Genomic DNA, 22,858 nt, shown 5'->3' with positions numbered 1-22,858 from the left:
GGGGGGGGGCGGGCGGCCGCCGGGCGCGCCGCGCGCGGGCGGCGCCTCGGTCTCCGCGGAGTCGACGGGCGTGTCCTGCTGCCGCGCCGGCCCGGGGTGGAGCACGGCCTTGGCGCGCCGCAGGCACTCGTTGCGGACGATCCGGAACATCCAGGAGGCCAGCGCGCCGGACGCCCGCAGCATGCCGATCTTCCGGTAGAGGATGATCAGCGCCTCCTGCGCCGCGTCCTCGGCGTCCTCGGGGGTGGCGCACAGCGAGTGGGCGAAGCGGCGGACGTTGGGGTGCGAGTCGGTGACCAGCGCCGCGATCGCCTCCGCGTCGCCGTCCTGCGCGGCGGCGATCACCTGTTCGCCGGGCCACGCCCGGGCGGTCTCAGCCACGTGCGCCTCGCCGCCGCTTCACGACCAGCACGCAGGTGCACAGCAGCACCGCGCCGACGCCGAGTCCGATCGCGAGGATCATGTCCTACCTCCGGGTTCCGTCCCGGCGCCGTTCGCCGGTGACGGACATGAAAGGGGCGGGCCGGCGAAAAGGATTCACCCGCACCCGCCCCGGACCTCGCCGAACTCCCGGACTACTTCTCGACGCGCTCACCCTTGCTGCGCTCGACGCAGAACTCGTTGCCCTCGACGTCCGCCAGCACGACCCACCCGGTCCCGTCCGCCCGCCGGCGGTCGTCGACCAGTGTGGCGCCGAGGGCGAGCAGTCGCTCGACCTCCTCGTCCCGGGTGAGGTCCTCGGGCTGGACGTCGAAGTGGATCCGGTTCTTGATCGACTTACCCTCCGGCACGGTGACGAAGAGCAGCCCCGCAGCCTCGATCAACGCCTCCGGGTCCCCGGGGTGGTCGTCGTCGTGCAACGGCTGACCGAGCACCTCCGACCAGAACGAGGCGAGCCTGAACGGGTCGAGGCTGTCGATGGTGACGTGGCGGATCACAGAAGTCATATGACGGATTCTCACCTGCAGAAGTAAGGGGCCGCAAGCAAGTTCTCCACTGACACACCCCTCCCCCTACCGGCCAGTGCAATGTTACCGTTCCGGCCATGTCTGCACCCCACGTCGGCACCGACGCCGAAGCCAAGGCGGAGCTCGACCGCCTCACCGCCGAGTTCTTCGGCGCCTTCGACAACCGCGGCGGCAAGCCCGCCGACCTGGCCCGGCTGCGCCGGCTGATGGTGCCGAACGGGGTGATCGTGGTGACCGGGCCGTCGTACACCGCGTACTCGGTGGAGGAGTTCATCGCGCCGCGTGAACTGCTGCTCTCGGACGGCCGGCTCACCGAGTTCAGCGAGTGGGAGACCGCCGAGCACACCGAGATCGCCGGGCTGGTGGCCTGCCGGATCGGCGAGTATCGGAAGGCCGGGCTGCTGAACGGCGAGGTGTACGAGGGCGGCGGCAGCAAGACCTTCCAGTTCGTCCGGACCCCGGACGGCTGGCGGATCGCCGCCTTCTCCTGGTACGACGCGCCGTAGCAGCCGACCCGCCGGGAACCCCGCACGGCCCGGATTCATCCTCCCGTGAGAGAGTCGTGGCCTTCCGAAGGCGGCCACGGCGGAGACGGAGGTGCGGCCGGTGTCAGCAGGACGGGTGCTGGTGGTGGACGACGACGCGGCGATCCGGCGCACGCTGGAGCGCGGGCTGCGGCTGAGCGGCTTCACGGTGGCGGTGGCCGAGGACGGCCCGGCCGCGCTGGAGCGGATCGCCGCCGCCCCGCCGGACGTCCTGGTGCTGGACGTCAACCTGCCGGGGCTCCCCGGGACGGAGGTCTGCCGCTCCCTGCGCGGCCGCGGCGACGACACCCCGGTGCTGATGCTCTCCGCACTGGACGAGCTGGCCGACCGGGTGGCCGGACTGCAGGCCGGCGCCGACGACTACCTGGTGAAGCCCTTCGCGCTCGAGGAACTGGTGCTGCGGCTGCACGCCCTGCTGCGCCGCCGCCCGCCGCAGCCGGACGACCAGCTCCGGGTCGGTCCGCTCACCCTCCGCCCGCAGACCCGCGAGGCGTTCTGGGAGGACACCGAACTACGGCTCACCCGGCGGGAGTTCGAGCTGCTCACGCAACTCGCCCGGAACGTCGGGATCGTCCTCTCCCGGGAGCTGCTGCTGGACCGGGTCTGGGGCTACGACTTCGAGGTGCGCAGCGACGCGGTGGACACCTTCATCTCCTACCTGCGGCGGAAGTTGGAGGCGGGCGGGCGGCCCCGGCTGATCCACACGGTGCGCGGGGTGGGTTTCGTCCTGCGGCTGCCGAACGGAGAGGGTGAGCGCCGGTGAAGCTGTCGACCCGGATCGCGTTGTGGGCGGCGGTCCTGGTGCCGCTGCTGGTGGTCGCCGCCGGTCTGCTGCTGCTGCCGCTGGTCGGATCCGACCTGCACCGCCGCCAGGACGCCGCGCTGAACGACCGCGCCGCCGCGGTGCTGCCGAACGTCCGGGCCCTGCTCTCGGCGGACAACCGGGGCCGGGCGAAGGCCGAGCAGAACCAGCAGCACAAGGTGGTGGACTCGGCACTGGACGCGGGCGTCCGGGTGGCCGCGGCGGACGGCACGGTGCTGCTGGAGGTCGGCCCGCAGCCCGACGACCCGAAGCTGCTGCCCGCCGACCCCGGCAAGGTGGTGACGGTCAGTCAGAATGGCGACTCCTGGCGGGTTTTGACGGTGCGCGCGGGCAGCGGCACGGCCACCGGGACGCTCTGGGTGCTCTCCCCCGCCGCCCAGCCCGCCGACGAACTGCAGGCGGTTCGCCGCCGGGTGCTGCTGGTGGCGCTGGTCGCGGCCCCGATCTCCGGCCTGATCGCCTTCGGCCTGGCCGAACGGGCCACCCTGCCGCTGCGCCGGCTCGGTCGCCGGGCCGCCGCGCTCGACCCGCGGGCCGGGCACGCGGCCTTCGCCCACACCCGCACCGGCACCACCGAGGTGGACGAACTCTCCGGCGCCATCGCCCTGTTGCTCTCACGCTACGACGAGCAGGCGGCCCGCACCGCGCAGGCCCTGGACACCGCCCGCTCGTTCTCCTCGGCCGCCTCGCACGAGTTGCGCACCCCGCTGATGAGCCTGCGCACCAACCTGGACGTGCTGGCCGCCCACCCCTCCCTGCCGGCGACCGAACGGGCCGAGATCCTCGACGAGTTGCAGCAGGACCACGCGCGGCTGCGGGACCTGCTGGACGCGCTCTCCACGCTGGCCCGCGGCGATCTGGTGGAGGTCTCCGCGTTCGGCCCGGTCGACCTGGCCGACCTGGTGGACACCGCCGTCGCGGAGGCCTCACGGCGCCGCCCGGAGGCCGAGTACACCGCCGAACTCCCCTACGAGGCACGGGTGTTCGGCTGGGACTCCGGGCTGCGGATCATGCTGGCCAACCTGCTCGGCAACGCCGCCGTGCACGGCCGTACCGCCGAGCGGGGCGCCGAGGTCACCGTCCGGCTGCGGACCGAGGGCGGCACCGCGGTCCTCACCGTGGACGACCGCGGCCCGGGCGTCCCGCCGGCCGAACGCGCCGCCGTCTTCCACCGCTTCCACCGCCGCCCCGGCAGTCCCGGCTCCGGCCTCGGCCTCACCCTGGTCGCCCAGCAGGCGGCCCTGCACCGCGGCGCGGCCCAGGTCACCGACCGCCCCGACGGCCCCGGCTGCCGACTGGAGATCCGCCTCCCCCTGCTCCGCCCGGACCGCCCCACCCTCCAACTCCCGCCGCCCCGCGACTGGCTGACCACCGACGCGGAACCCACTCCCTCCTGACCGCCCGCCCTGGCGGCGGCCGCCCGGCATGGTCCGACAGACACGCCCCTGTCCGGCGATGCGTTTCCCGTACCGGCTTGGTCCGACCGACCCACCCGCTATCCGGCGATGCGTTCCCGTACCGCCGTGGCGAGGTGGTCGCGGAACCAGCGGTGGGCGGGGTCGTCGGAGTTGCGGGGGTGCCAGGCCATGCCCAGTTCCAGGGGCGGCAGTCGCAGCGGGATCGGGAAGGTGCGCAGCCCGAGGTCGTGGACCGGGTCGGGGAGCCAGTCGGCGACGGCCAGGGCGATCAGGTCGCTGTCGCGGGCCACCAGCATGGCGCTGGTGTGGCTGGGCACCACCACGGCGGTGCGGCGGCGCAGGCCGAGCTCGGCGAGCGCGCGGTCGATCGGGCCGTGCCGTCTGCCGAGGCGGGAGATGCCGATGTGGTCGGCCGCGGCGAACCGTTCGGCGTCGATCGGGCCGGTGAAGATCGGGTGCTCGCGGCGGGCGACGGCGACCAGCGGCAGGTCGGCCAGCGGGCGGGTGCGGATCTCGGGGTCGAGGTGGCCGAGCACGCCGAGTTCGACGTCGACCAGGCCCTGCCGCAGGGCCGGTCCGCCCTCGACCGACTCCGGCAGGAAGACGGTGTCCACGCCTGGCGCCTCCCGGCCGAGCCGCTCGGTCAACGCCCCGGCCAGGCCGGCCAGCAGCAGGTCGGTGGCCTGCACGGTGAAGGTGCGGTGCAGGTGGACCGCCTCGAACCCGGCGCCGGGGCGCAGCACTTGGGCGCAGCCGCGCAGCAACGCGGTGACCTCGTCGCGGAGTTCGACCGCTCGCGGCGTGGGCACCAGCCCCTGCCCGGCCCGGACCAGCAGCGGGTCGCCGACCGCGCGGCGCAGCCGGGCGAGGCTCCGGCTGACCGCGGCCGGGGAGGTTCCGAGGCGCTCGGCGGCGCGGGTGACGCTGTGCTCCTGGAGCAGCGCGTCCAGGACGGGCAGCAGGTTGAGGTCCACGAGCTGGGATGTTACGCCTGGCGCAATGATCTGCTGCGGATTCTTGCATTGTCGCGTAATCCGCCTGGCCCGGAGAGTGGAGGTGCGACGGCGGGCGGGTGCCCGCCGGACGCTTCGTCCACTCTTCGAGGAGCTTTCCGTGATGCAGTCCATGCGTGCCGCCCGGTCCGACCAGGCAGACCGGTCCGACCGCGCCGACCGGGCCGGTGACGTGCTGGCGGTGATCAGCCAGAGCGGTGCGACCGTCTCGTTCTTCGACGCCGCCTCCGACCGGCTGCTCGGCGCGGTCGAAGTCCCGGCCGAGCCGCACGAGTTGTGCTTCGACCCGGGACAGCGGCTGCTGTGGTGCAGCACCGCCTACCGCTCCGGCTACTACCACGCCAACAGCGGCCGGGCGTCCGAGCTGACCGCGATCGACCCGGACACCCGCCGGGTGGTGGCGGTGATCGACCTGGCACCCGAACACGCGCCGCACGGGCTGGCGTTGGACGCCGCACGCGGTCTGCTGTACGTCAGCGTGGAGGGCGGGCCGGACCGTCCGGGCGGTGTGGTGGTGGTCGACACCGCGACCCGGAAGGCGGTCGGCCGGATCGACACCGGCGCTCCCGGTCCGCACTGGTTCGCCATCGACCCGGCCGGGCGGACCGGTTACGCCACCAACAAGGAGGCACCGTTCGTCTCGGTGGTCGACCTGGCCGGCGGCGAGCTGGTGGCGAAGGTCGAGGTCCCCGGCAGCGAGGGCCTGGCGGTCTCCGCGGACGGCTCCCGGGTCTACGCGGGCGGCCCCTACCTCGGCTTCGCGACCGGGCCCGAACCGCGTCCCGCCAACGGCGTCCGGATCATCGACCCGGCGGCCGGCGCCGTCGTCGGCCTGATCCCCACCGAGGCCCCGGCGTTCGCCGTCCACCTGACCGCCAAGGGCCTCCTGCTGGTCGGCGAGGTCCGCACCGAGACCGTCCTCGGCACCGGCCTCGGCCGTCAACTCCCGGGCCGCCTCTCGGTCTTCGACCCCGCCACCGCCACCCGCCTGGCCACCCTGGAGACCGGCCGCTTCCCCCTCACCCTCACCTCCTCCCCCGACGGCCGCCTCGGCTACGTCGCCGCCGTCGAGTCCTCCACGGTGGACGTCGTCGACCTGGAGACCTTCGAACTACTCGCCCGCCTCGACATCCCCAAGCCCGGCGCCCCCGGCGCCCACGGCCTCGCCTACCTCCCCCGCCCGGCCTGACGGCTTCGCCGGCCGGGCCGTCGCCGGGTCAGGCTCCGGCCTTCCGATCCGCATGCACCTGCGCCCCGTCGACCAGCCTGCGGCTCGCGTCGACGCGCTGGAACAACCGGTCCCGCCACTCGATGCCCGGCATCGAGGTATCGGATCTGATCGGGGTGCCGTGGAGGAAGAGCTCGTCCTGCCACGACACGCCGAAGGGTCGCCCTGGGCCCTGCCGGTAGAGGCCCACGAGCTGTGGTGGGCCCCCGGTCGCCCGGTCCGCGCCCCGTTCCAGCGCCTCACAGAAGGCGCTGAAGGCGGCACGGCTGGTACCGGAGGCGTCGGACTGCCGCCACTCCGCGAGCGCGTCCTCGAGCGCGTTCCTCCCGCTGCCCAGCAGCTCCAGCTCGGAGCTCGTGGCGGCCATGGGCGGCTTCTCGACGCTCCAGTCGTCCGTCGCCTTCCGGTACCGGAGGAGCTGGAGCCCGAACTCGCAGCCCACGCCGGACCCGTCGCGCGAGCAGTGCACGAACACCACGTCGGCCCGCACATGGCCGGGCAGCTGGGCGGCGGCCGCCCTCACCAGACTCTCGAAACGGGCCTGCCGTGCAGCCATGTCGGCGCCCGTCAGACCCTGGTGATCGAAGAGGTCCACGACGAGGGGCAGCGTCATGGCGGGGAAGAGCACGTCTCCGACGTAGCCGAAGATGTCCGGCGTGGTGTGCGAGTGGAACGTCTTCCGCCCGTGGTCCCAGGGCTTCCGCCCGTCGGGCCAGCTGATCCGGCTGTCGGTGGCGATGTACAGCGAGGCGGGTCCCCGCTGGTCGACGCCGGTCCACACGGACAGGCTCGTCATGCTTCCTCCCTGTTTGACACCGACTCAGCGGCCGTAGCAGCATGAAAGTGCAACTCCGGGGGCTTCCACTCATGGGAGCGGCGAGGTGCCCACGGTGGTGGAACGAGCCGAGCTCGTCCGCCAGTTGTCCGTGCCCGCGGTTTTGGTGGCCGATCATTTCATGGTCGGCCATCTTTCTTTTTCGTCCGGCGCTCCCGGTTCCACAGGGATTCCACAAGAAGGGTCCCTACCGTCCTTCTCGACCGGGCGACCGCGGCCGGTCGGGAGCTGAGGGACGGAACGGAGGGGATACCCATGCGCATCAACCGGATGGCTGGCGTGGCCGGGGTGGTTGCCCTGGCGGGGCTGCTGGTGTCGGCGGTGCCCGCGCAGGCGGCGAGCGCGCCGAAGGGCGACGGGGCGAAGGCGGTCTGCAAGCGGCTGCCGAAGACCCAGGAACGGGTGGACAAGGCGCTGGAGCGCCTGCACGGCGACGCCACGGTGGCCGGCTCGGTGACCCGGCTGCAGCAGCGGGTGGACAACGCCCACAAGGAGGGCCACGCCGAGATCGAGAAGTACCTGAACGACCGGCTGACCTTCCGCAAGAGCCTGGTGCCGACCCTGGAGACCCGCCAGGCGGACCTCAAGGCGGTGGCCGACTGGTGCGCCAAGAACGCCCCGGCGGCCGGCAAGTGACCCGCCGCCGGATCGGCCGCCCGGCCGCCGCGATGGCGGTGCTGGCCCTGGCCGCCTCGGCCCTGCTGACCGCCTGCGGCCCGTCGGGCCAGCAGGACGGCGGCAGCGCCGACAACTCGCAGGTCCAGCAGATGCAGCAGAAGGTGGACGCGGCCGACAGCGCCGCCGCCCAGGCCGACGAGAACGCCGGCCAGGACAACTGACCCCACCCGCCGACCCCGACGGCCCGCGCCCACCCCGGAGCGCGGGCCGTCGGCCGTTCCCCCTGCGCGTCGGCCGTCCCGCCCCCGGTTGCCGGTACCCACCCGTCCGCCCTTCGAGACGAGCGTGTCCGCGATGCGGCCGTTCGCGTGGCGGAACTTGACGCGCCGCCGCCCCGTCGTGAACGATCAGCGGCATGGATTCCGGCACGGTTCTGGTCTGCCGCCTGCACGTCGATCTGCGACGCCAGGCGAGCGACATGTGTGCCTGCTGACGTTTTCCTCCCGCGCCCTGTGAGTTGAGCCAGGGCTACCCGCACCGCCGTGTGCGGTCCCGCCGTACCCCGCCGAGCCGGCCCGTGCGCCGGTCCCCGCCGTCCGTCCGTGCGACGACCGGCGCACTTCCCCGCAGCTCCGCCGCCTCCGGCCCGCCGGACGGCGCCTCGGCACATCCCGGAGGAACCCATGCCCGCCGACCTGGCGACCGCCACCGCCACCGCTCCGGCCGTCGACACCGACGACCGTCGCAAGCCGCTCTCCCCCGCCGCCCTGCGCCGGATCGTCAGCGATCTGGCGGAGCATCCGGAGCTGTGGCTGCACCGGGTACGGCTCTCGGGTGAGGAGCGCTGGTACGAACGGCTGGAGCTGGCGGAGTCCTACGAGGTGTGGCTGATCAGCTGGCTGCCGGGGCAGTCCACCGGTTTCCACGACCACGGCGGCTCGCGCGGGGCGTTCACCGTGGCGCTCGGCGAACTGGAGGAGCTGGCGCTGGCGGGCCCCGAGCACGGGCTGACGGTGCGCCGGCTGGCGGCGGGCAGCGAGCGGGCGTTCGGACCCGAGTACCTGCACGATGTGCGCAACACCACGCAGGGACCGGCGGTGACCATCCACGCGTACTCGCCGCCGTTGAGTGAGATGTCCAGGTACGAACTGCGGGCCCAGGGTCTGGTCCGCACCGCGACGGAGGGAGCGGAACAATGGTGATGACGGTGGATCAGCTGGTGGAGAGGTCGCGCGAGGGCGTGCACCGGCCGGGGCCGGAGCAGGCGCGGGCGGCGGTCGACGGCGGGGCGCTGCTGGTGGACATCCGGCCGGCGGCGCAGCGGGCCCGGGAGGGTGAGATCCCGGATGCGCTGATCATCGAACGGAACGTGCTGGAGTGGCGCCTCGATCCGACGGGCAGTCACCGGATCCCGGAGGCGTCGGGCTTCGACGTGGAGTGGATCGTGGTCTGCTCGGAGGGCTACGCCTCGTCCCTCGCGGCGGCCTCGCTGCGCGAGCTGGGCCTGCACCGGGCGACCGACCTGGACGGCGGGTTCGTCGCCTGGGCGGCCGCGGGACTGCCCACCACGGGCGGGGGCCGACCGGCCGCCTGACGGTCCGTTCGTCGATCCACTCTTGCGATAACGCCCGGACGCGAGGCCGGACAGCAGACATAATCAGATCATTGTTCGATAAACCTTTGCCGGCCACTGCTAGGAACCACCCGTGATCAGATTCGAGGGCGCCGCCAAGCGCCACCCCGACGGCACGGTCGCCGTCGGTGGCCTGGACCTTGACGTACCGGCAGGCCGGACCACCGTGCTGGTCGGCCCGTCCGGCTGCGGCAAGACCACCATCCTGCGCATGGTCAACCGGATGGTGGTGCCGACCGCCGGACGGGTCCTGCTGGACGGCACCGACGTCGCCGCGCTGCCCGCCGCCGAGCTGCGGCGCGGCATCGGCTACGTGATCCAGCAGGCCGGGCTGTTCCCGCACCGCCGGGTGATCGACAACGTGGCCACCGTGCCGCGGCTGCTCGGCTGGGACCGCAAGCGGGCCCGGGCCCGGGCCGCCGAACTGCTGGAGCTGGTCGGCCTGCCGCCGGAGACCGCCCGCCGCTACCCGGCGCAGCTCTCCGGCGGCCAGCAGCAGCGTGTGGGCGTGGCCCGGGCGCTGGCCGCCGACCCGCCGGTGCTGCTGATGGACGAGCCGTTCAGCGCGGTCGACCCGTTGGTACGGTCCGGTCTGCAGGAGGAACTGCTGCGGATCCAGGCGGAGTTGGGCAAGACGGTGCTGTTCGTGACGCACGACATCGAGGAGGCGGTGCGGCTCGGCGACCAGGTGGTGGTGCTCCGCAACCACGGAGAGATCGCCCAACTCGCCGACCCGCACACCCTGTTGACCGCGCCGGCGGACGCCGGGGTGGCCGCCTTCCTGGGCCGCGACCGCGGCCTGCGCGGCCTGGGCCTGCGCCCGGCCGTCGGCGTCCGGCTCGATCCGATCCAGCAGCGCTACCAGGACTGGGAGTTGGCGCTCGACCAGGACGGCCGCCCGCAGTCCTGGGTGCGCGGCGCCGAGCGCCACCCGGTCCCGGTCTTCGACCCGGCCCGGGACACCCTGCGCTCCGCACTGGACGCGGCGGTGCTCGCCCCGTCCGGCCTGGCCGTGGCGGTGGACGCCGACGGCCGCGCGGTCGGCGCGGCCGACCGGGCCGCGGTGGTCGCCGCGCTGGGCGAGCGGGCCGCCGACCCCGTCCTCGAGGCGTCCAGCGACCCCGAGCAGGTGCCGCATGCTGGACGGTGAGCCGCTGATCCGCTGGCACTGGCTCGGCGACCACCTGGGCTACCTGGGCGGCCTGACGGCCGATCACGCGGTGATCGCGCTGGTCCCGGTGCTGCTCGGGCTGCTGCTGGCGCTCCCGCTGGGGCTGGCCTGCACCCGCTTCCCGCGGCTGTACCAGCCGCTCGCGGCGGTGTTCAACGTGGTGTACGCACTGCCCTCGCTCGCGGTCTTCGTGGTGCTGATCCCGTGGACGGGGCTGGCCACCCAGGCGACCGTGATGCTGCCGCTGACGTTCTACGCGCTGGCGGTGCTGCTGCCGACCACGGTGGACGGGCTGCGCGCGGTGCCGGTGTCGGTGCGGCAGGCCGCCACCGCGATGGGCTACGGCCCGTGGCGGCGGCTGGCCGCGGTGGAACTGCCGGTCGCGGTGCCGTACCTGATCGCGGGTCTGCGGGTGGCCGCGGTCTCCTCGATCTCGCTGGCGGCGGTCGGCGCGCTGGTCGGCCGCGGCGGGCTGGGCTACCTGTTCGTGGACGGCTTCCAGCGCACCTTCCCGACCCCGATCTTCGCCGGGATCCTGCTGGTCGCGCTGCTGGCGCTGGCCGTCGACCTGGTGCTGGTGCTGGCGCGGCGGGTGCTGGCGCCCTGGGCGGGGAGGACGGCCCGGTGAACTGGTTCGACTGGCTGAACTCCTTCCTCTCCGACCCGGCGCACCGCTCCGGACCCGACTCGATCGCCAACCGGGTGCTGGAGCACCTGGCGTTCTCCGCCGAGGCGCTCGCCCTGGCCGCGCTGGTCGCGGTGCCGCTCGGCCTGCTGATCGGCTACACCGGCCGCGGGCTGTTCCTGACCACCGCCTTCGCCGGGGTCGCGCGGGCACTGCCCACCCTCGGCCTGGTCACCCTGACGGTGCTGCTGGCCGGGGTCGGCGACGTCGCGGTGCTGGTGCCGCTGACCGCGCTGGCCGCGCCGCCGCTGCTGGTGGCCGCCGCCGAGGGGGTGCGCGGCACCGACCCGGACGTCCGGGACGCCGCCCGCGGCATCGGCCTGACCCACCCGCAGACCCTGTTCCAGGTCTGCGTGCCCGCCGCGCTGCCGACCATGCTGGCCGGCGCCCGCACCGCCGCCGTGCAGGTGATCGCCACCGCCACGGTCGCCGCGTACGTCGGGCTCGGGGGCCTGGGCCGGTACGTGATCGACGGGCTGGCCACCCGGAACTTCCCGACCACCGTCGGCGGCGCCGTCCTGGTGGTGCTGCTGGCCGTGCTGGTCCAGCTGCTGTTCGCCCTGCTCATCCGGTTCGCCTCGCCGCCCGGCACGCGCACCGTCCGTGTTGACGATCACGCGGGGACTCCCGCACTCCAGAAGGAATCGATATGACGACCCGTCTGCTGCGAACCGCCACCGCCGCCGTGCTGCTGCTCGGCGCGGCGGCCTGCTCCTCCTCCGGTGGCGGCGACCCGCTGGCCGCCGGCTCCTCCGCCCCCGCCTCCGCCGCGAGCGGCAAGACCGTGGTGGTCGGCTCGGCGAACTTCCCGGAGAACGTACTGCTCGCCTCGATCTACTCGCAGGCCCTGAAGGCCAAGGGCGTCAAGGTCGAGGAGAAGTTCAACATCGGCAGCCGCGAGGTGCTCTACGGCCAGCTGCAGAGCGGCGCGCTGACCGTGCTGCCCGAGTACAACGGCGCCCTGCTCGGCTACCTGGACGCCAAGTCCACCGCCGCCGGCACCACGGCGGTCAACGCCGAGCTGAAGGCCAAGCTGCCCGCCGGCCTGGCCATCCTGGACTCCTCGGCCGCCGAGGACAAGGACTCCCTGACGGTCACCCAGGAGACCGCCGACAAGCTCGGCCTGAAGTCGATCGCCGACCTGGCGGGCAAGGCCCAGGACCTGGCGGTCGGCGGCCCGCCGGAGTTCAAGTCCCGCCGCGAGCAGCAGTTCAAGGACGCCTACGGGCTGACCTTCAAGGAGTGGAAGCCGACCGGCGACACCACCGCCAACGCGCTGAAGGACAACACCGTCCAGCTCGGCAACGTGTTCACCACCGACCCGAAGATCGTCCAGCTGAAGCTGGTCTCGCTGGCCGACCCGAAGAACGTGTTCAGCGTGCAGAACGTCACCCCGCTGGTGAACCAGGCCGGTCTGGACGCCACCGGGACGGCCGCCCTGAACGCCGTCTCCGCCAAGCTCGACACCGCCGGGCTGACCGCGCTGATGAAGCGCGTCGCCATCGACAAGGAGGACCCGGCGGCGGTCGCCAAGGACTGGCTGAAGAGCTCCGGCCTGAGCTGACGAAGCACCGTCGGCCCCGCACCCGAGGACGGGGGGTGCGGGGCCGACGGCATGTCAGAACGCCTTTCCGGCACGGCTTCCGGCGCGGTTCCCGACGGCTGCGCGCACGGTTCCCGAGGTCGCCCGGGCGAACTGTTAGGAGTCTTGACAGATCAAGTGGTCCAGACCAACTATTAGGCCTTGTTCCATCGCTGTTCCTTCCCGACCGGGACGCATCGTGGGGGTGTGACCACCGGCCGGGGCGTCTGCCCTGCCCCGTTCCAGCCCGGCACTCCCTGTTCCAGGCCAACCGGCCTGCCGCCGCCCCAAGACCGGCAGCAGGCTGCCCTCCCATGCCTGTTGGAGACCCGATGCGCCTTCACCGACCACTCCACGCGCTGCTCACCGTCGGCGCGATGGCCGCCGCCTCGCTGGGGCTGATCTCCGCCCCCGCCCAGGCCGCCACCCCGCTGCCGCAGCACGTCTTCGCCCCGTACTTCGAGGCCTGGACCGGCGACAGCCCCGCCGCCCTGGCCGCCCAGTCCGGCGCCAAGAACCTCACCATGGCCTTCCTGCAGACCGCCACCAAGGGCAGCTGCACCCCGCTGTGGAACGGCGACACCGCGATGCCGGTGTCCAGCTCCGTCTTCGGCGCCGACATCACCACCATCCGGGCCAACGGCGGCAACGTCATCCCGTCCTTCGGCGGCTACACCGCCGACAACACCGGGACCGAGCTCGCCGACTCCTGCACCGACGTCAACCAGATCGCCGCCGCCTTCGAGCAGGTGATCACCACCTACGACGTCAGCCGGATCGACCTCGACATCGAGGACAACTCGCTCACCAACACCGCCGGCATCGACCGCCGCAACAAGGCGATCAAGCTGGTGGAGGACTGGGCCGCCGCCAACGGCCGCACCATCCAGTTCAGTTACACCCTGCCGACGACCACCAGCGGACTGGCCGCCAGCGGGCTGAACGTGATCAAGAACGCGATCACCAACAACGCCCGCATCGACGTCGTCAACATGATGACGTTCGACTACTACGACAACGCCAGCCACGACATGGCCGCCGACACCCAGACCTCCGCGCAGGGCCTGTACAACCAGCTGGCCAAGCTCTACCCGACCAAGACCGCGGCGCAGCTGTGGGGTTCGATCGGGATCACCGAGATGCTGGGCATCGACGACTTCGGTGCGGCCGAGACCTTCACCGTGGCCAACGCCACCACGGTCTACAACTGGGCAGTCTCCAAGGGCATCAACACCCTGTCGTTCTGGGCCCTGCAGCGCGACAACGGCGGCTGCGTCGGCACCGCCGGCTCCGACAGCTGCTCGGGCATCGCGCAGAACAAGTGGGACTTCAGCCACATCTTCGCGCCGTTCACCAGCTCCACAGTCCCGGCCAACGACTTCTCGGTGTCGCTGAGCCCGGCGTCCGGCTCGGTCCAGGCCGGCTCCGCCACCTCCGCGACCGTCACCACCGCGGTCACCTCCGGCTCCGCCCAGACCGTCAACCTCTCGGTCTCCGGCGCCCCGGCCGGCGTCACCGCCACGCTCAGCCCGGCCAGCGTCACCGCCGGCGGCTCGGCGACCCTGAACGTCTCCACCACCGCTGCGGTCGCCAACGGCAGCTACCCGCTGACCGTCACCGGCACCGGCGCCTCCGGCAGCCACACCGCCACCTACACCCTGACGGTCACCGGCGGCAGCACCGCCAACGACTTCTCGGTGTCACTGAGCCCGGCGTCCGGCTCGGTCCAGGCCGGCTCCGCGACCACCTCGACCGTCACCACCGCGGTCACCTCCGGCTCCGCCCAGACCGTCAACCTCTCGGTCTCCGGCGCCCCGGCCGGCGTCACCGCCACGCTCAGCCCGGCCAGCGTCACCGCCGGCGGCTCGGCCACGCTCAACGTCTCCACCACCGCCGCCGCCACCCCGGGCAGCTACACCCTGACCGTCACCGGCACCGGCGCGTCCGGCAGCCACACCGCCGGCTACGCGCTGACCGTCACCGGCGGCACCGCCACCGGCCTGGCCAACGGCGACCTGGAGTCCGGCAGCCTGGCCCCGTGGACCTGCCAGAGCGGCGGCGGCCTGTCCGCCACCGCCCACGCCGGCGCCCACGGCCTGCTCGCCGCGCCGACGGCGGGCCAGACCGGCCAGTGCCAGCAGACCGTGACCCTCGCCCCGAACCACGCCTACACCCTGACCGCCTGGGTCCAGGGCCCGTACGCCTACGTCGGGGTCTCCGGCGGCGCCACCGCCTCCACCTGGGCCAACAGCACCGCGTGGACCAAGCTCACCGTCCCCTTCACCACCGGCGCCAACGGCACCGTGACCGTGTACCTGCACGGCTGGTACGGCCAGGGCAGCGTCTACGGCGACGACTTCTCCATCGCCTGACCGTCCGTTCGCCTGACCTGACGCCCTCCTGACCCGGCGTCAACGGCGCCCCGGATCCCCGCGTGGGACCCGGGGCGCCGTCCTGCGCTAGGCGATGCCGCCGTTCACGTACACCGTCTGCCCGTTCACCCAGCGCCCGGGACCGGCCAGGAAGGACACCGCCTCCGCGATGTCGTCCGGCGTGCCGAGCCGCTCCAGCGGCGGCTGCTTGGCGAGGCGCTCCACCGTCGCCTCGTCCTTGCCGTCCAGGAACAGCGGCGTCGCGGTCGGGCCGGGGGCGACCGCGTTGGCGGTGACGTCCCGGCCGCGCAGCTCGCGGGCGAGCACCGGCGTCAGCGCGTCCACCGCGCCCTTGCTGGCGACGTACGCGCCGTAGCCGGGGAACGCCAGTTTGGTGACCGAGGTGGAGAACAGCACGATCGCGCCGCCCGCGCGCACCCGTCGCACGGCCTGCTGCGCGACCACGAAGCTGCCGCGGACGTTGGTCCGGTGCACCCGGTCGAACTCGTCCAGGTCCAGCTCGGCGATCGGGGCGAGCCGCATCACGCCCGCCGTGTGGACCACCACGTCGATCCCGCCGAACTCCCGCTCCACCGCGTCGAAGGCCTCCGCCATCGCCCGCTCGTCGGCGACGTCGCCCCCGACCGCCACCGCCCGGCCGCCGGCCCCGGTGATCGCCGCGACCGCGCCGTCGGCCGCCGCCTTGTTGCCCGCGTAGTGCACCGCGACGGCCATCCCGTCGGCGGCCAGCCGCTCGGCGACCGCCCGGCCGATGCCGCCCGAGGCCCCGGTGACCAGGGCCACCCGCGTGTTCTCCGTCATCAGTCCGCTCCTGCCGGTCGAATCCCTAATGGACGCACAGTCCATATAACCACCTTGTGAACGCCGCGTCCATATGACAGCCTGGAGCCCCGGAATCCCGCAGCCGAGAGGCGTCGAGCAGCAGATGACCGAACAGCTCGAACCCCGCGTCCGCCGCGGCCGCGGCCGCCGCCCGGCCGACGAGGTCCGCGCCGACGCGCTCGCCGCCGCCGGGGCGCTGCTGCTCGAACAGGGCATGGGCGGATTCACCTTCGAGGCGGTCGCCGAGCGGGCCGGGGTCAGCAAGACCACCCTCCACAAGTGGTGGCCCTCCAAGGGCGCGCTCGCCCTGGACGGCTACTTCCAGGCCGTCGCCACCCCGCTCGCGTTCCCCGACACCGGCGACATCGAGGCCGACCTGACCACCCAACTCCGCTCGTTCGCCCGCCTGTTGACCACCACCCCGGCGGGCCCCACGATGGCCGGCCTGATCGGCCAGGCGCAGACCGACCCCGACCTGGCCGCCGCCCTCCGCGAGCGCTACACCGGCCCGCGCCGCCGCCTGGCCGTGGAAGCCGTCCGACGCGCCCAGGACCGCGGCCAGCTACGCCCCGACCTCGACCCGGAATCCCTGGTCGACCAGCTCTGGGGCGCCTGCTACCACCGCCTCCTGCTGCCCGACCTCCCCGTCACCGAGGCCTTCGCCACCACCCTGGTCCGCAACCTCCTGCACGGCGTGGCCACCGCCTGACGCCCCGTCAGGGCTTGCGGCAGAGCGGCACGAACGACGCCAGGGCCAGCACCGAGCAGGCCAGCACGACCACGCCGAGGACGGTCGCGGACGGGTGGCCGCCGAGGCTGCTGAGCGGGGCGACCACCGAGCCGCACAGGAAGGTGCCGGTGCCGAGCAGCGCGGACGCGGAGCCGGCGGCGTGCGGGGCCATCGTGAGGGCCTGGCCGTTGGCGTTCGGAAGGATGACGCCCATCGCGCCCATCAGCACGGCGAGCGCGGGCCAGACCCCGGCCAGCCCGGTGTCCCAGACGGTGGTGCACAGCACCACCGCGGCGCCGGCCAGCACCGCGACGGCGAGCGCGGAGACGGTCAGCGTCCGGGACGGGAAGCGCTGCACCAGCACCCGGCCGTTCAGCTGGGTGAAGGCGAGCAGCGAGACCGAGTTGACCGCGAAGACCAGGCTGTAGGTCTGCGGGGAGATCCGGTACACGTCCTGCAGCACCACCGAGGAACCGCCGACGTACGCGAACAGCGCGCCGAAGGCGAAGGTGCTGGTGAGCAGGTAGCCGAAGAACGGGCGGTCACGCAGCAGTCCGCCGATCGCCCGCAGCGTGGTGCCGAGGCCGTCGCCGTGCCGTCGCTCGGGCGGCAGGGTCTCGTCCATCCGCAGCACCGCGCCGGCGGTGAGCACGGCACCGAGGACGGCGAGCGTGAGGAAGGTGCCGCGCCAGTCGGTGAGGTGGAGCAGCTGCGCGCCGACGACCGGCGCGAGGATCGGGGCGAGCCCGGAGATCAGCCCCATGGTGGCGAGGAAACGTATCATCGCCACCCCTTCGAGCCGGTCGCGGACGATCGCCCGGGCGATCACCAGCCCCGCGGAGCCCGCCACGCCCTGCAGGGCGCGTCCGGCGACCAGCAGCGGCATCGAGTCGGCGAGCGCGCAGACCACGGTGGCCAGGGTGTACACCGCGAGGCCGACCAGCAGCGGACGGCGGCGGCCGAGGCGGTCGCTGAGCGGGCCGAACAGCAGCTGGCCGAGGGCCATGCCGAGCAGCGAGCCGGTCAGCGTCAGCTGCGCGACGGGCGCGGTGGAGTGCAGGTCGGCGGTGAGCGCGGGCACCGCGGGCAGGTACAGGTCGGTGGTGAGCGGTCCGAGCGCGGCGAGGCCGCCGAGCAGCACCACGGTGGTGGTCGCGAACGGCGCGCTGCGCCCGCCCTGGTCGGCGGCGCCGGTCGGCTGGTCGGCGGGCGGGGCGGTCTGGTCGCCGTCGGCGTCGACGGTCGGGCCTGGCATGGGACTCCTCGGGGTGGTGGGTATGCGCCCCGTCCTATCGCATCGCCCGCCCGCGCGAAACGGCGGCCCCCTCGCCCCGGTCCGTTCCGCCGCTGCTCAGTGCGCCCTCGCCGGACCGCTCTGCACCGGCGTGGCACTCTGCGGGCTCTGGGCGGCCACCACAGTGGCGTCGTCCTGCCATCCGTACAGCTGGTCGCCGATCAGCGCGACGTCGTAGAGGCCGCAGTGCGCGGTGGCCTTCCGGGGGGTGTCCGCGGGGAACCAGTGCGCGCTGAGGTGGACGCTGCCCTGCGTCCGGCCGCTGGTGCAGCCGGACGGCAGCGAACCGTCGGGGAGGGTGGCGCGGATCAGCCGGTCACTGCTGTGACCCGACATCAGGAAGGCGACGCCGGTGGCCTTGTCGGGCAGCCAGCGCGGCACCTCGGGGCGGCCGGCCTTGGCGGCGGCGCCGTTCGCGAAGTGCTCGGTGTGCTCCAGGCGGTCCCGCGCCCGGTCGACCGCGGTCGGCACCAGTATCGCCAGCAGCACGGCGGCGGCCGCCCCGCCGAGCACCACCGTCACCGCCGTCCGTCCGTACCCCATCGCGATCCGCCCCGTCCCGCTCGAACACCTGGTCACCCGTCCCTTCCATGGTGGGTGCGGGCGGGGGCGCGAACCATGCGCATGTGGTACCGAACGGCATCGTCCCGCAGGTGGAGGAGCCGCCCCGCGCCCCCGCCTTACGACGGAGGGCGCGGGCCACCCGGGGGCGGACTCAGCGGAACTCGCGCACCACCTCGATCGCCCCCACGATGTGCCGGTTGAACTCCGCCAACTCCTCGGCGGGAACCCACAGTTCGAGGATCGTCTCGCCGCCGGCCCGCTGCACCGGGTAGCGCTCCAGGAAGGCGCTCTCCACCTCGAACCGCGTCACGTACCCGACCCCGGACGCCGGCACGTTCCAGTCCCGGGCGATCCGGATCGCGTAGTCCTCGTTCAGCACCGGGTAGAAGATCGGCTGCTCGGGCAGGCGCGGCGGCCACGCCCGCCACCCGGACTCCGCCACCAGCGCCAGTTCCTGCGGCCCGGTCGGTCGCCAGAGGGTGGTGGTCTGCTTCTGCTGCGGGCTCATGCACCCCACCCTAGGGACGGCCCACCGGCCCCCACCAGCGAATATCCGCACCGGAACGACGGCGGCCCGCCCCGCGAACTACCACGGGGCGGGCCGCCGTTCGGCAGTCGGTCGGGTCAGTGGAGGTTGAACGACACCGCCGTGGCGTTGCCCGCCGTGCCGGCGATGGCGCCGTCGTACCAGTAGCCCGCACTGTCGGTGTAGATCTCGTGCAGCACGCCGCCCTCGACGGCCTCGACCACCCGGACGCCGGTGGCGGTGGTCCGGACCGACAGGGCCGTGATGCCGCCGCCCACGCCGACGACGGGGTTGTCGTGCCAACCCGCGGCGTCGGTGTAGATCTCGTGCAGCACGCCGCTCTCGACGGCCTCGATCACCCGCTGCCCGGAGGCGTTGTAGGTGAAGGCGATCGCGCTGATGTTGCCGCCGACGCCGCCGACCGCGTTGTCGTGCCAGTAACCGGCGCTGTCGCTGTAGATCTCGTGCAGCACCCCGCCCTCGACGGCCTCGACCACGCGCTGCCCGGAGGCGTTGTAGGAGAAGCCCAGTGCGGTGATGTTGCCGCCGACCCCGGCGACGACGTTGTCGTGCCAGTAGCCGGCGCTGTCGCTGTAGATCTCGTGCAGCACCCCGCCCTCCGAAGCCTCGATCACCCGCTGGCCCATCGGCCCGTACGCGAAGCCGAGCGCCACGATGTTGCTGCCGGCGCCGGCCACGGCGTTGTCGTGCCAGCCGCCGGTGCTGTCGCTGTAGATCTCGTGCAGCACGCCGCCTTCGGAGGCCTCGATGACCCGCTGGCCGACGGGGCCGTAGCTGAAGGCGAGCGCGTTGATGTTGCCGCCGACCCCGGCGACGGCGTTGTCGTGCCAGCCCGTCCCGTCGGTGTACACCTCGTGCAGCGCGCCGTTCTCGACGGCTTCGAGGACGCGGTCGGAGCTTGCGGTGTTGGTCTGGGAGGACCACAGCGAGGGGCCGTCCGCGGCGTACAGGACGAGGTTGCCGTCGGGCTGGAAGACCAGGCTGTCGTTGGCGTGTCCGCTGGTGGAGGTGGCCCACAGCGCGTTGGTCCGGCTGACCGCGTCAGCGGCCGTGGGGTAGCCGACGAGGTTGCCGTCCGCCTGGAGGGTCATGACGGCGTTCGGGCTGGCGGCCGAGCCGAGGGCGAAACGCTGGGTGCCCGCGATCGTGACGGTCAGCTGGCCCTTGGTGAACGCCGCCGTGTTGGCGCCGAGCTGCCAGGTGCTGCCGCTGGGGTAGAGGGTGCCGTCGGACGGCAGGGTGACGGCACTGCCGCTGCCCGCGGCCGCGCCGACCTGGCCGGGGGTGAGTGCCTGGTTCCAGGTCTGGATCTGGGCGATCCGGCCGCTGTAGTAGGCAGTACGGGTGTCGTTGTACAGGTAGTCGCCGACCGTGAACGCACCGCGGAACAGGGTGCCGGCGACCCGGGTGTGGCCCGCTGTGGCGGCTTCCACGCCGTTGACGTACAGGACCATCTGACCGGTGGCCGCGTTGTAGGTGGCGGTGAGGTGGCTCCACACGCCGAGGGCCATCGTCCCGCCGTGCGCGCAGTCGTAGGGCCAGCCGGTCGCGTCGGCGGTTCCGAGGCAGAAGAACCACTGACGGGTGTTCAGGTCCGGGTACAGCAGCAGACCGGAGGAGTGCGTGCCGTCCTGGGAGAGGATGACGCCACCGCCGCTGGTGGGCTGGGTCCAGACCGAGAGGCTGAAGTCGCCGCTGACGTTCACGGCGGGTCCGGTGGCCGTCAGGGCGCCCGCGGCGCCGTCCAGGCGCACGTCGGGGGTGAACAGGTCGCCGGTCCGCCAGGTCGCAGCCGCGGAGCCGGACAGCGGCAGGGCGCCGACCTGGTCACGCGCGGCGCCGTTGCCGACCGCGCCGGACGACTGGTCGTTGAGCGGCCAGCTGTGCACGGGCGAGGCCAGCGGCTGGGGCGAGAGGGTGCTGCCGTCGAACAACCGGGCGGTGACGTTGCCGGTGCTGTCGACCGACCAGAGGTCGGCGGTGCCGTCGCGGTTGATGTCGGCGGCCTGCAGGACCGGCTTGGCGGCGGAGGTCCAACCGCTGGCGGCGACCCGGACCGGCGCGGTGGGCGTCGGGTTGGTGCCCAGGATCTGGGTGGCGGCCAGGTTGGTGAGGACGGTCGGGCTGTAGTACCAGAGCTCACCGGTGGTGGTGTTGCGGGCGTACAGCGCCGGCAGGTTGTTCACCAGGGCGGTGGTGATGGTCCAGCCGGTCCAGTCGGCACCGCCGGCCGGGTTGGTGGCGGACAGCGTGACGCTCGCGTCGGCAGCCGCGTACGCGCCGGGGGTACCGGTGCCGCCGGTCAGGACGAGGTGGTTCTGAAAGACCATCAGCAGGCCGGGAATCCCGAGCGGGTCGCCGCTGGCGGACTCGTAGAGGGCGCCGGCGTTGGCGACCTGGGTGGCCTTGGTGCTGCCCTGGCCGGTGAATGCGGTTGCGTTGACGTTGACCTGGGAGCCGGAGACCGGGCTCAGGGCGGAGCCGTCGCCGTTGCCGTAGACGATGCTGGCGGCGCCGGTGGCCGGGTTGTAGGCGAGGTAGTCGTTGAAGCCGTCACCGGTGGCGAAGTGACCGGTGATCACCTGGGTGCCGTTCCAGTCGGTGGCCGCGCCGGGCGCGTTGACGCCGGTGCCCTTGGCACCGATGTTGTCCGCGGCCGAGCTGAGCGTGTTGGTGGTGATGCCGGACGCCAGCCACAGGCCGGACGGCAGGGCGGCCTGGTTGCCGACCACGGCGAGGTCGGCACGGCCCTGGCCGGTGAGGTCGCCGTCGAGCGCGGTGGCCGGAGCGGCCGCGTTGAACACCAGGTTGGCGGTGTCACCGATGTTGCCGCCCGGCGAAACCGCCGTCACGGTCAGGGTGTTGACCCGGCGGGTCGGCTCCAGCGAGATGGTCGCGCCACCGGAGCTGGCCGCCGCCGTGCGGGGCGTGCCCCCGTTGAGCTGGTACAGGAAGCTCGCCGGAGCGCTGCCCGTCGCGTTCGCCGCGATGGCGAAGGAGGCGGCCGTGCCGACCTTGTAGCTGCTGGTCTGCGGGGTGACGGTGGGTGCACCCGGGACGGTCGAGTCGAAGACGAACTGGCAGGTGGCGCTGACCGGGCTGTCGGCGCTGCCATCACTGGCGTACACGTTCCAGGAGAACGTGGTCAGGTTCCCGGCCGCCGCGTCGCTCAGCGTCTTGCGGGGGATGACGAAGGCCGTGGTGGTGCCGGAGGTGGCGGCGAGGCTGCTGCCCACGCTGGTGGCAACGACAGTGCCGTCGCTCTTCTTGAGCGTGAAGCCGACCGCGAGGCTGCCGCCGTCCGGGTCCCCGACGGCCGCGTACAGCGTCACGTCGCCGTTGCCGAGCACGGTGGGCGGGTTGGCGCCGCAGGCCGTGGTCGGCGAGGTGCTCAGCGAACCCGGCGCGGTCGGGGCGTGGTTGTAGGTGGTGGAGATGGTCATGGTCGACGGCTGGAACTTCTTCCAGCCGTAGGAGTCGCCCTCGTCGGAGGCCTTCAGGCCGAGGGTGAGGTCGGACTGGCCGTTGTTGACGGCGCTCTGCATCGCGCCGGTCATGTTGAAGCCGACGGACTGGGTCGGGCAGCTACTGCTGTAGCCGTGCGCCTCGTACTTGGTGTCCTGCCAGGAGCTCCAGCCGGGCTGGTTGTTCCAGGTGGTGCCGGAGCCGATCCCGCCGGTCGCCCACAGCTCGACGTTGCGTCCGGAGCAGGAGGGGGACCAGGTCTCGGTGGCGTAGAAGGTGGAGGAGCTGATCTGGGCGCCCGCGAGCTGCGGCGCGACGTTCATCTGGGCGAACGCGCGGCCGACGTAGTACGGGGACTGCCAGCCGTTGTAGCCGACCCGCAGGCCGGTGGCGTCGCTGGTGCGCCAGTAGCTGGTGGTGGGGAACGCGGAGCTGACGTAGGTCCAGTTCTGGCCCCAGCCACCCGCCGAGTACGACGGGTCGATGTACAGCGGCCAGACGGTGTCCTTGCCGGCGAGCAAGTC

23 protein-coding genes are annotated in these 22,858 nt (G+C 73.0%); 14 read left to right on the top strand and 9 right to left on the bottom strand.

From position 1 onward, the window contains the following. Positions 1-381, bottom strand: a 381-nt coding sequence (locus tag AB0K51_RS32585) for a sigma-70 family RNA polymerase sigma factor (protein ID WP_363461515.1), incomplete at its 3' end; no start/stop codon positions are given. Between the two features lie 194 nt (positions 382-575). Further along, positions 576-947 carry a VOC family protein gene (locus tag AB0K51_RS32580; protein ID WP_363461513.1) on the bottom strand — a complete coding sequence of 124 codons (372 nt, stop codon included), beginning with the start codon at positions 945-947 and terminating at the stop codon, positions 576-578. A 98-nt stretch (positions 948-1,045) separates the two neighbouring features. Here AB0K51_RS32580 and AB0K51_RS32575 point away from each other — a divergent pair, with 98 nt between their 5' ends. The 3 genes from AB0K51_RS32575 (at position 1,046) to AB0K51_RS32565 (ending at position 3,733) form a co-directional block, all read left to right on the top strand. Continuing rightward, a complete protein-coding gene (locus AB0K51_RS32575) occupies positions 1,046-1,474 on the top strand; it encodes a DUF4440 domain-containing protein (RefSeq protein WP_363461511.1) in 429 nt (142 codons plus the stop codon). A 100-nt stretch (positions 1,475-1,574) separates the two neighbouring features. Beyond that, a complete protein-coding gene (locus tag AB0K51_RS32570; protein WP_363461510.1) occupies positions 1,575-2,276 on the top strand; it encodes a response regulator transcription factor in 702 nt (233 codons plus the stop codon). After that, a complete protein-coding gene (locus AB0K51_RS32565; RefSeq protein WP_363461508.1) occupies positions 2,273-3,733 on the top strand; it encodes a HAMP domain-containing sensor histidine kinase in 1,461 nt (486 codons plus the stop codon). Before AB0K51_RS32570 ends, AB0K51_RS32565 begins: the two co-directional genes overlap by 4 nt. Positions 3,734-3,831: 98 nt before the next feature. On the opposite strand, the gene AB0K51_RS32560 is transcribed toward AB0K51_RS32565, so the two are convergent. Beyond that, the gene (locus AB0K51_RS32560; RefSeq protein WP_363461506.1) at positions 3,832-4,728 is read right to left on the bottom strand and encodes a LysR family transcriptional regulator; all 897 of its coding nucleotides are present in this window, start codon (positions 4,726-4,728) and stop codon (positions 3,832-3,834) included. A gap of 142 nt (positions 4,729-4,870) precedes the next feature. Here AB0K51_RS32560 and AB0K51_RS32555 point away from each other — a divergent pair, with 142 nt between their 5' ends. Next, on the top strand, positions 4,871-5,956 hold the full coding sequence (locus tag AB0K51_RS32555; RefSeq protein ID WP_363461504.1) for a YncE family protein: 1,086 nt from the start codon (positions 4,871-4,873) through the stop codon (positions 5,954-5,956). A 28-nt stretch (positions 5,957-5,984) separates the two neighbouring features. On the opposite strand, the gene AB0K51_RS32550 is transcribed toward AB0K51_RS32555, so the two are convergent. Beyond that, the gene (locus AB0K51_RS32550; protein WP_363461502.1) at positions 5,985-6,791 is read right to left on the bottom strand and encodes a hypothetical protein; all 807 of its coding nucleotides are present in this window, start codon (positions 6,789-6,791) and stop codon (positions 5,985-5,987) included. Positions 6,792-7,085: 294 nt separating this feature from the next. Between AB0K51_RS32550 and AB0K51_RS32545 the strand changes: the two genes are divergently transcribed. The 9 genes from AB0K51_RS32545 (at position 7,086) to AB0K51_RS32505 (ending at position 14,891) form a co-directional block, all read left to right on the top strand. Next, positions 7,086-7,466, top strand: a complete 381-nt coding sequence (locus tag AB0K51_RS32545) for a hypothetical protein (RefSeq protein ID WP_363461500.1) — start codon at positions 7,086-7,088, stop codon at positions 7,464-7,466. Further along, the gene (locus AB0K51_RS32540; RefSeq protein ID WP_363461498.1) at positions 7,463-7,669 is read left to right on the top strand and encodes a hypothetical protein; all 207 of its coding nucleotides are present in this window, start codon (positions 7,463-7,465) and stop codon (positions 7,667-7,669) included. Before AB0K51_RS32545 ends, AB0K51_RS32540 begins: the two co-directional genes overlap by 4 nt. 462 nt (positions 7,670-8,131) lie before the next feature. Beyond that, entirely contained in the window at positions 8,132-8,650 is a 519-nt protein-coding gene (locus tag AB0K51_RS32535) for a cysteine dioxygenase family protein (RefSeq protein WP_363461496.1), read from the top strand. Further along, positions 8,644-9,042 (top strand): rhodanese-like domain-containing protein, encoded by a 399-nt coding sequence (locus AB0K51_RS32530; RefSeq protein WP_363461494.1) that lies wholly within the window; start codon positions 8,644-8,646, stop codon positions 9,040-9,042. The genes AB0K51_RS32535 and AB0K51_RS32530 overlap by 7 nt, the downstream gene beginning before the upstream one ends. Before the next feature lie 112 nt (positions 9,043-9,154). Beyond that, positions 9,155-10,231 (top strand): ATP-binding cassette domain-containing protein, encoded by a 1,077-nt coding sequence (locus AB0K51_RS32525; RefSeq protein ID WP_363461492.1) that lies wholly within the window; start codon positions 9,155-9,157, stop codon positions 10,229-10,231. Further along, positions 10,218-10,880 carry an ABC transporter permease subunit gene (locus tag AB0K51_RS32520; RefSeq protein ID WP_363461490.1) on the top strand — a complete coding sequence of 221 codons (663 nt, stop codon included), beginning with the start codon at positions 10,218-10,220 and terminating at the stop codon, positions 10,878-10,880. The genes AB0K51_RS32525 and AB0K51_RS32520 overlap by 14 nt, the downstream gene beginning before the upstream one ends. Next, positions 10,877-11,590: an ABC transporter permease subunit gene (locus AB0K51_RS32515; RefSeq protein WP_363461488.1), complete on the top strand. Its 714-nt coding sequence runs from the start codon at positions 10,877-10,879 to the stop codon at positions 11,588-11,590. Before AB0K51_RS32520 ends, AB0K51_RS32515 begins: the two co-directional genes overlap by 4 nt. Continuing rightward, positions 11,587-12,501: an ABC transporter substrate-binding protein gene (locus tag AB0K51_RS32510; protein WP_363461487.1), complete on the top strand. Its 915-nt coding sequence runs from the start codon at positions 11,587-11,589 to the stop codon at positions 12,499-12,501. The genes AB0K51_RS32515 and AB0K51_RS32510 overlap by 4 nt, the downstream gene beginning before the upstream one ends. A 350-nt stretch (positions 12,502-12,851) precedes the next feature. Further along, on the top strand, positions 12,852-14,891 hold the full coding sequence (locus AB0K51_RS32505) for a glycosyl hydrolase family 18 protein (protein WP_363461485.1): 2,040 nt from the start codon (positions 12,852-12,854) through the stop codon (positions 14,889-14,891). Positions 14,892-14,978: 87 nt separating this feature from the next. Here AB0K51_RS32505 and AB0K51_RS32500 read toward each other — a convergent pair whose 3' ends face one another. After that, positions 14,979-15,713 (bottom strand): SDR family oxidoreductase, encoded by a 735-nt coding sequence (locus AB0K51_RS32500; RefSeq protein ID WP_363461483.1) that lies wholly within the window; start codon positions 15,711-15,713, stop codon positions 14,979-14,981. Positions 15,714-15,837: 124 nt separating this feature from the next. On the opposite strand from AB0K51_RS32500, the gene AB0K51_RS32495 reads away from it, so the two are divergent. Continuing rightward, positions 15,838-16,443 (top strand): TetR/AcrR family transcriptional regulator, encoded by a 606-nt coding sequence (locus AB0K51_RS32495; protein WP_363461481.1) that lies wholly within the window; start codon positions 15,838-15,840, stop codon positions 16,441-16,443. Between the two features lie 7 nt (positions 16,444-16,450). On the opposite strand, the gene AB0K51_RS32490 is transcribed toward AB0K51_RS32495, so the two are convergent. From AB0K51_RS32490 to AB0K51_RS32475, 4 genes are all read right to left on the bottom strand, one after another. Then, positions 16,451-17,719: a multidrug effflux MFS transporter gene (locus AB0K51_RS32490; RefSeq protein WP_363461479.1), complete on the bottom strand. Its 1,269-nt coding sequence runs from the start codon at positions 17,717-17,719 to the stop codon at positions 16,451-16,453. Positions 17,720-17,815: 96 nt separating this feature from the next. Continuing rightward, on the bottom strand, positions 17,816-18,337 hold the full coding sequence (locus AB0K51_RS32485) for a hypothetical protein (RefSeq protein WP_363461477.1): 522 nt from the start codon (positions 18,335-18,337) through the stop codon (positions 17,816-17,818). Positions 18,338-18,473: 136 nt separating this feature from the next. Next, positions 18,474-18,830 (bottom strand): hypothetical protein, encoded by a 357-nt coding sequence (locus tag AB0K51_RS32480; protein WP_363461475.1) that lies wholly within the window; start codon positions 18,828-18,830, stop codon positions 18,474-18,476. A gap of 116 nt (positions 18,831-18,946) precedes the next feature. Next, on the bottom strand, positions 18,947-22,858 hold a 3,912-nt coding region (locus AB0K51_RS32475), incomplete at its 5' end, for a LamG-like jellyroll fold domain-containing protein (protein ID WP_363461473.1).

It is taken from the genome of Kitasatospora sp. NPDC049285 (assembly GCF_040678815.1).
In the GTDB taxonomy this organism is placed as follows: Bacteria; Actinomycetota; Actinomycetes; order Streptomycetales; family Streptomycetaceae; genus Kitasatospora.
This window is presented reverse-complemented; position numbering and strand designations above follow the sequence as displayed.

Excerpts from the sequence above, each read along its gene's own strand:
- AB0K51_RS32580 (WP_363461513.1), bottom strand. The coding sequence starts at position 947 with ATGACTTCTGTGATCCGCCACGTCACCATCGACAGCCTCGACCCGTTC.
- AB0K51_RS32575 (WP_363461511.1), top strand. The coding sequence starts at position 1,046 with ATGTCTGCACCCCACGTCGGCACCGACGCCGAAGCCAAGGCGGAGCTC.
- AB0K51_RS32555 (WP_363461504.1), top strand. The coding sequence starts at position 4,871 with ATGCAGTCCATGCGTGCCGCCCGGTCCGACCAGGCAGACCGGTCCGAC.
- AB0K51_RS32550 (WP_363461502.1), bottom strand. The coding sequence starts at position 6,791 with ATGACGAGCCTGTCCGTGTGGACCGGCGTCGACCAGCGGGGACCCGCC.
- AB0K51_RS32545 (WP_363461500.1), top strand. The coding sequence starts at position 7,086 with ATGCGCATCAACCGGATGGCTGGCGTGGCCGGGGTGGTTGCCCTGGCG.
- AB0K51_RS32535 (WP_363461496.1), top strand. The coding sequence starts at position 8,132 with ATGCCCGCCGACCTGGCGACCGCCACCGCCACCGCTCCGGCCGTCGAC.
- AB0K51_RS32530 (WP_363461494.1), top strand. The coding sequence starts at position 8,644 with ATGGTGATGACGGTGGATCAGCTGGTGGAGAGGTCGCGCGAGGGCGTG.
- AB0K51_RS32520 (WP_363461490.1), top strand. The coding sequence starts at position 10,218 with ATGCTGGACGGTGAGCCGCTGATCCGCTGGCACTGGCTCGGCGACCAC.
- AB0K51_RS32510 (WP_363461487.1), top strand. The coding sequence starts at position 11,587 with ATGACGACCCGTCTGCTGCGAACCGCCACCGCCGCCGTGCTGCTGCTC.
- AB0K51_RS32505 (WP_363461485.1), top strand. The coding sequence starts at position 12,852 with ATGCGCCTTCACCGACCACTCCACGCGCTGCTCACCGTCGGCGCGATG.
- AB0K51_RS32500 (WP_363461483.1), bottom strand. The coding sequence starts at position 15,713 with ATGACGGAGAACACGCGGGTGGCCCTGGTCACCGGGGCCTCGGGCGGC.
- AB0K51_RS32495 (WP_363461481.1), top strand. The coding sequence starts at position 15,838 with ATGACCGAACAGCTCGAACCCCGCGTCCGCCGCGGCCGCGGCCGCCGC.
- AB0K51_RS32490 (WP_363461479.1), bottom strand. The coding sequence starts at position 17,719 with ATGCCAGGCCCGACCGTCGACGCCGACGGCGACCAGACCGCCCCGCCC.
- AB0K51_RS32480 (WP_363461475.1), bottom strand. The coding sequence starts at position 18,830 with ATGAGCCCGCAGCAGAAGCAGACCACCACCCTCTGGCGACCGACCGGG.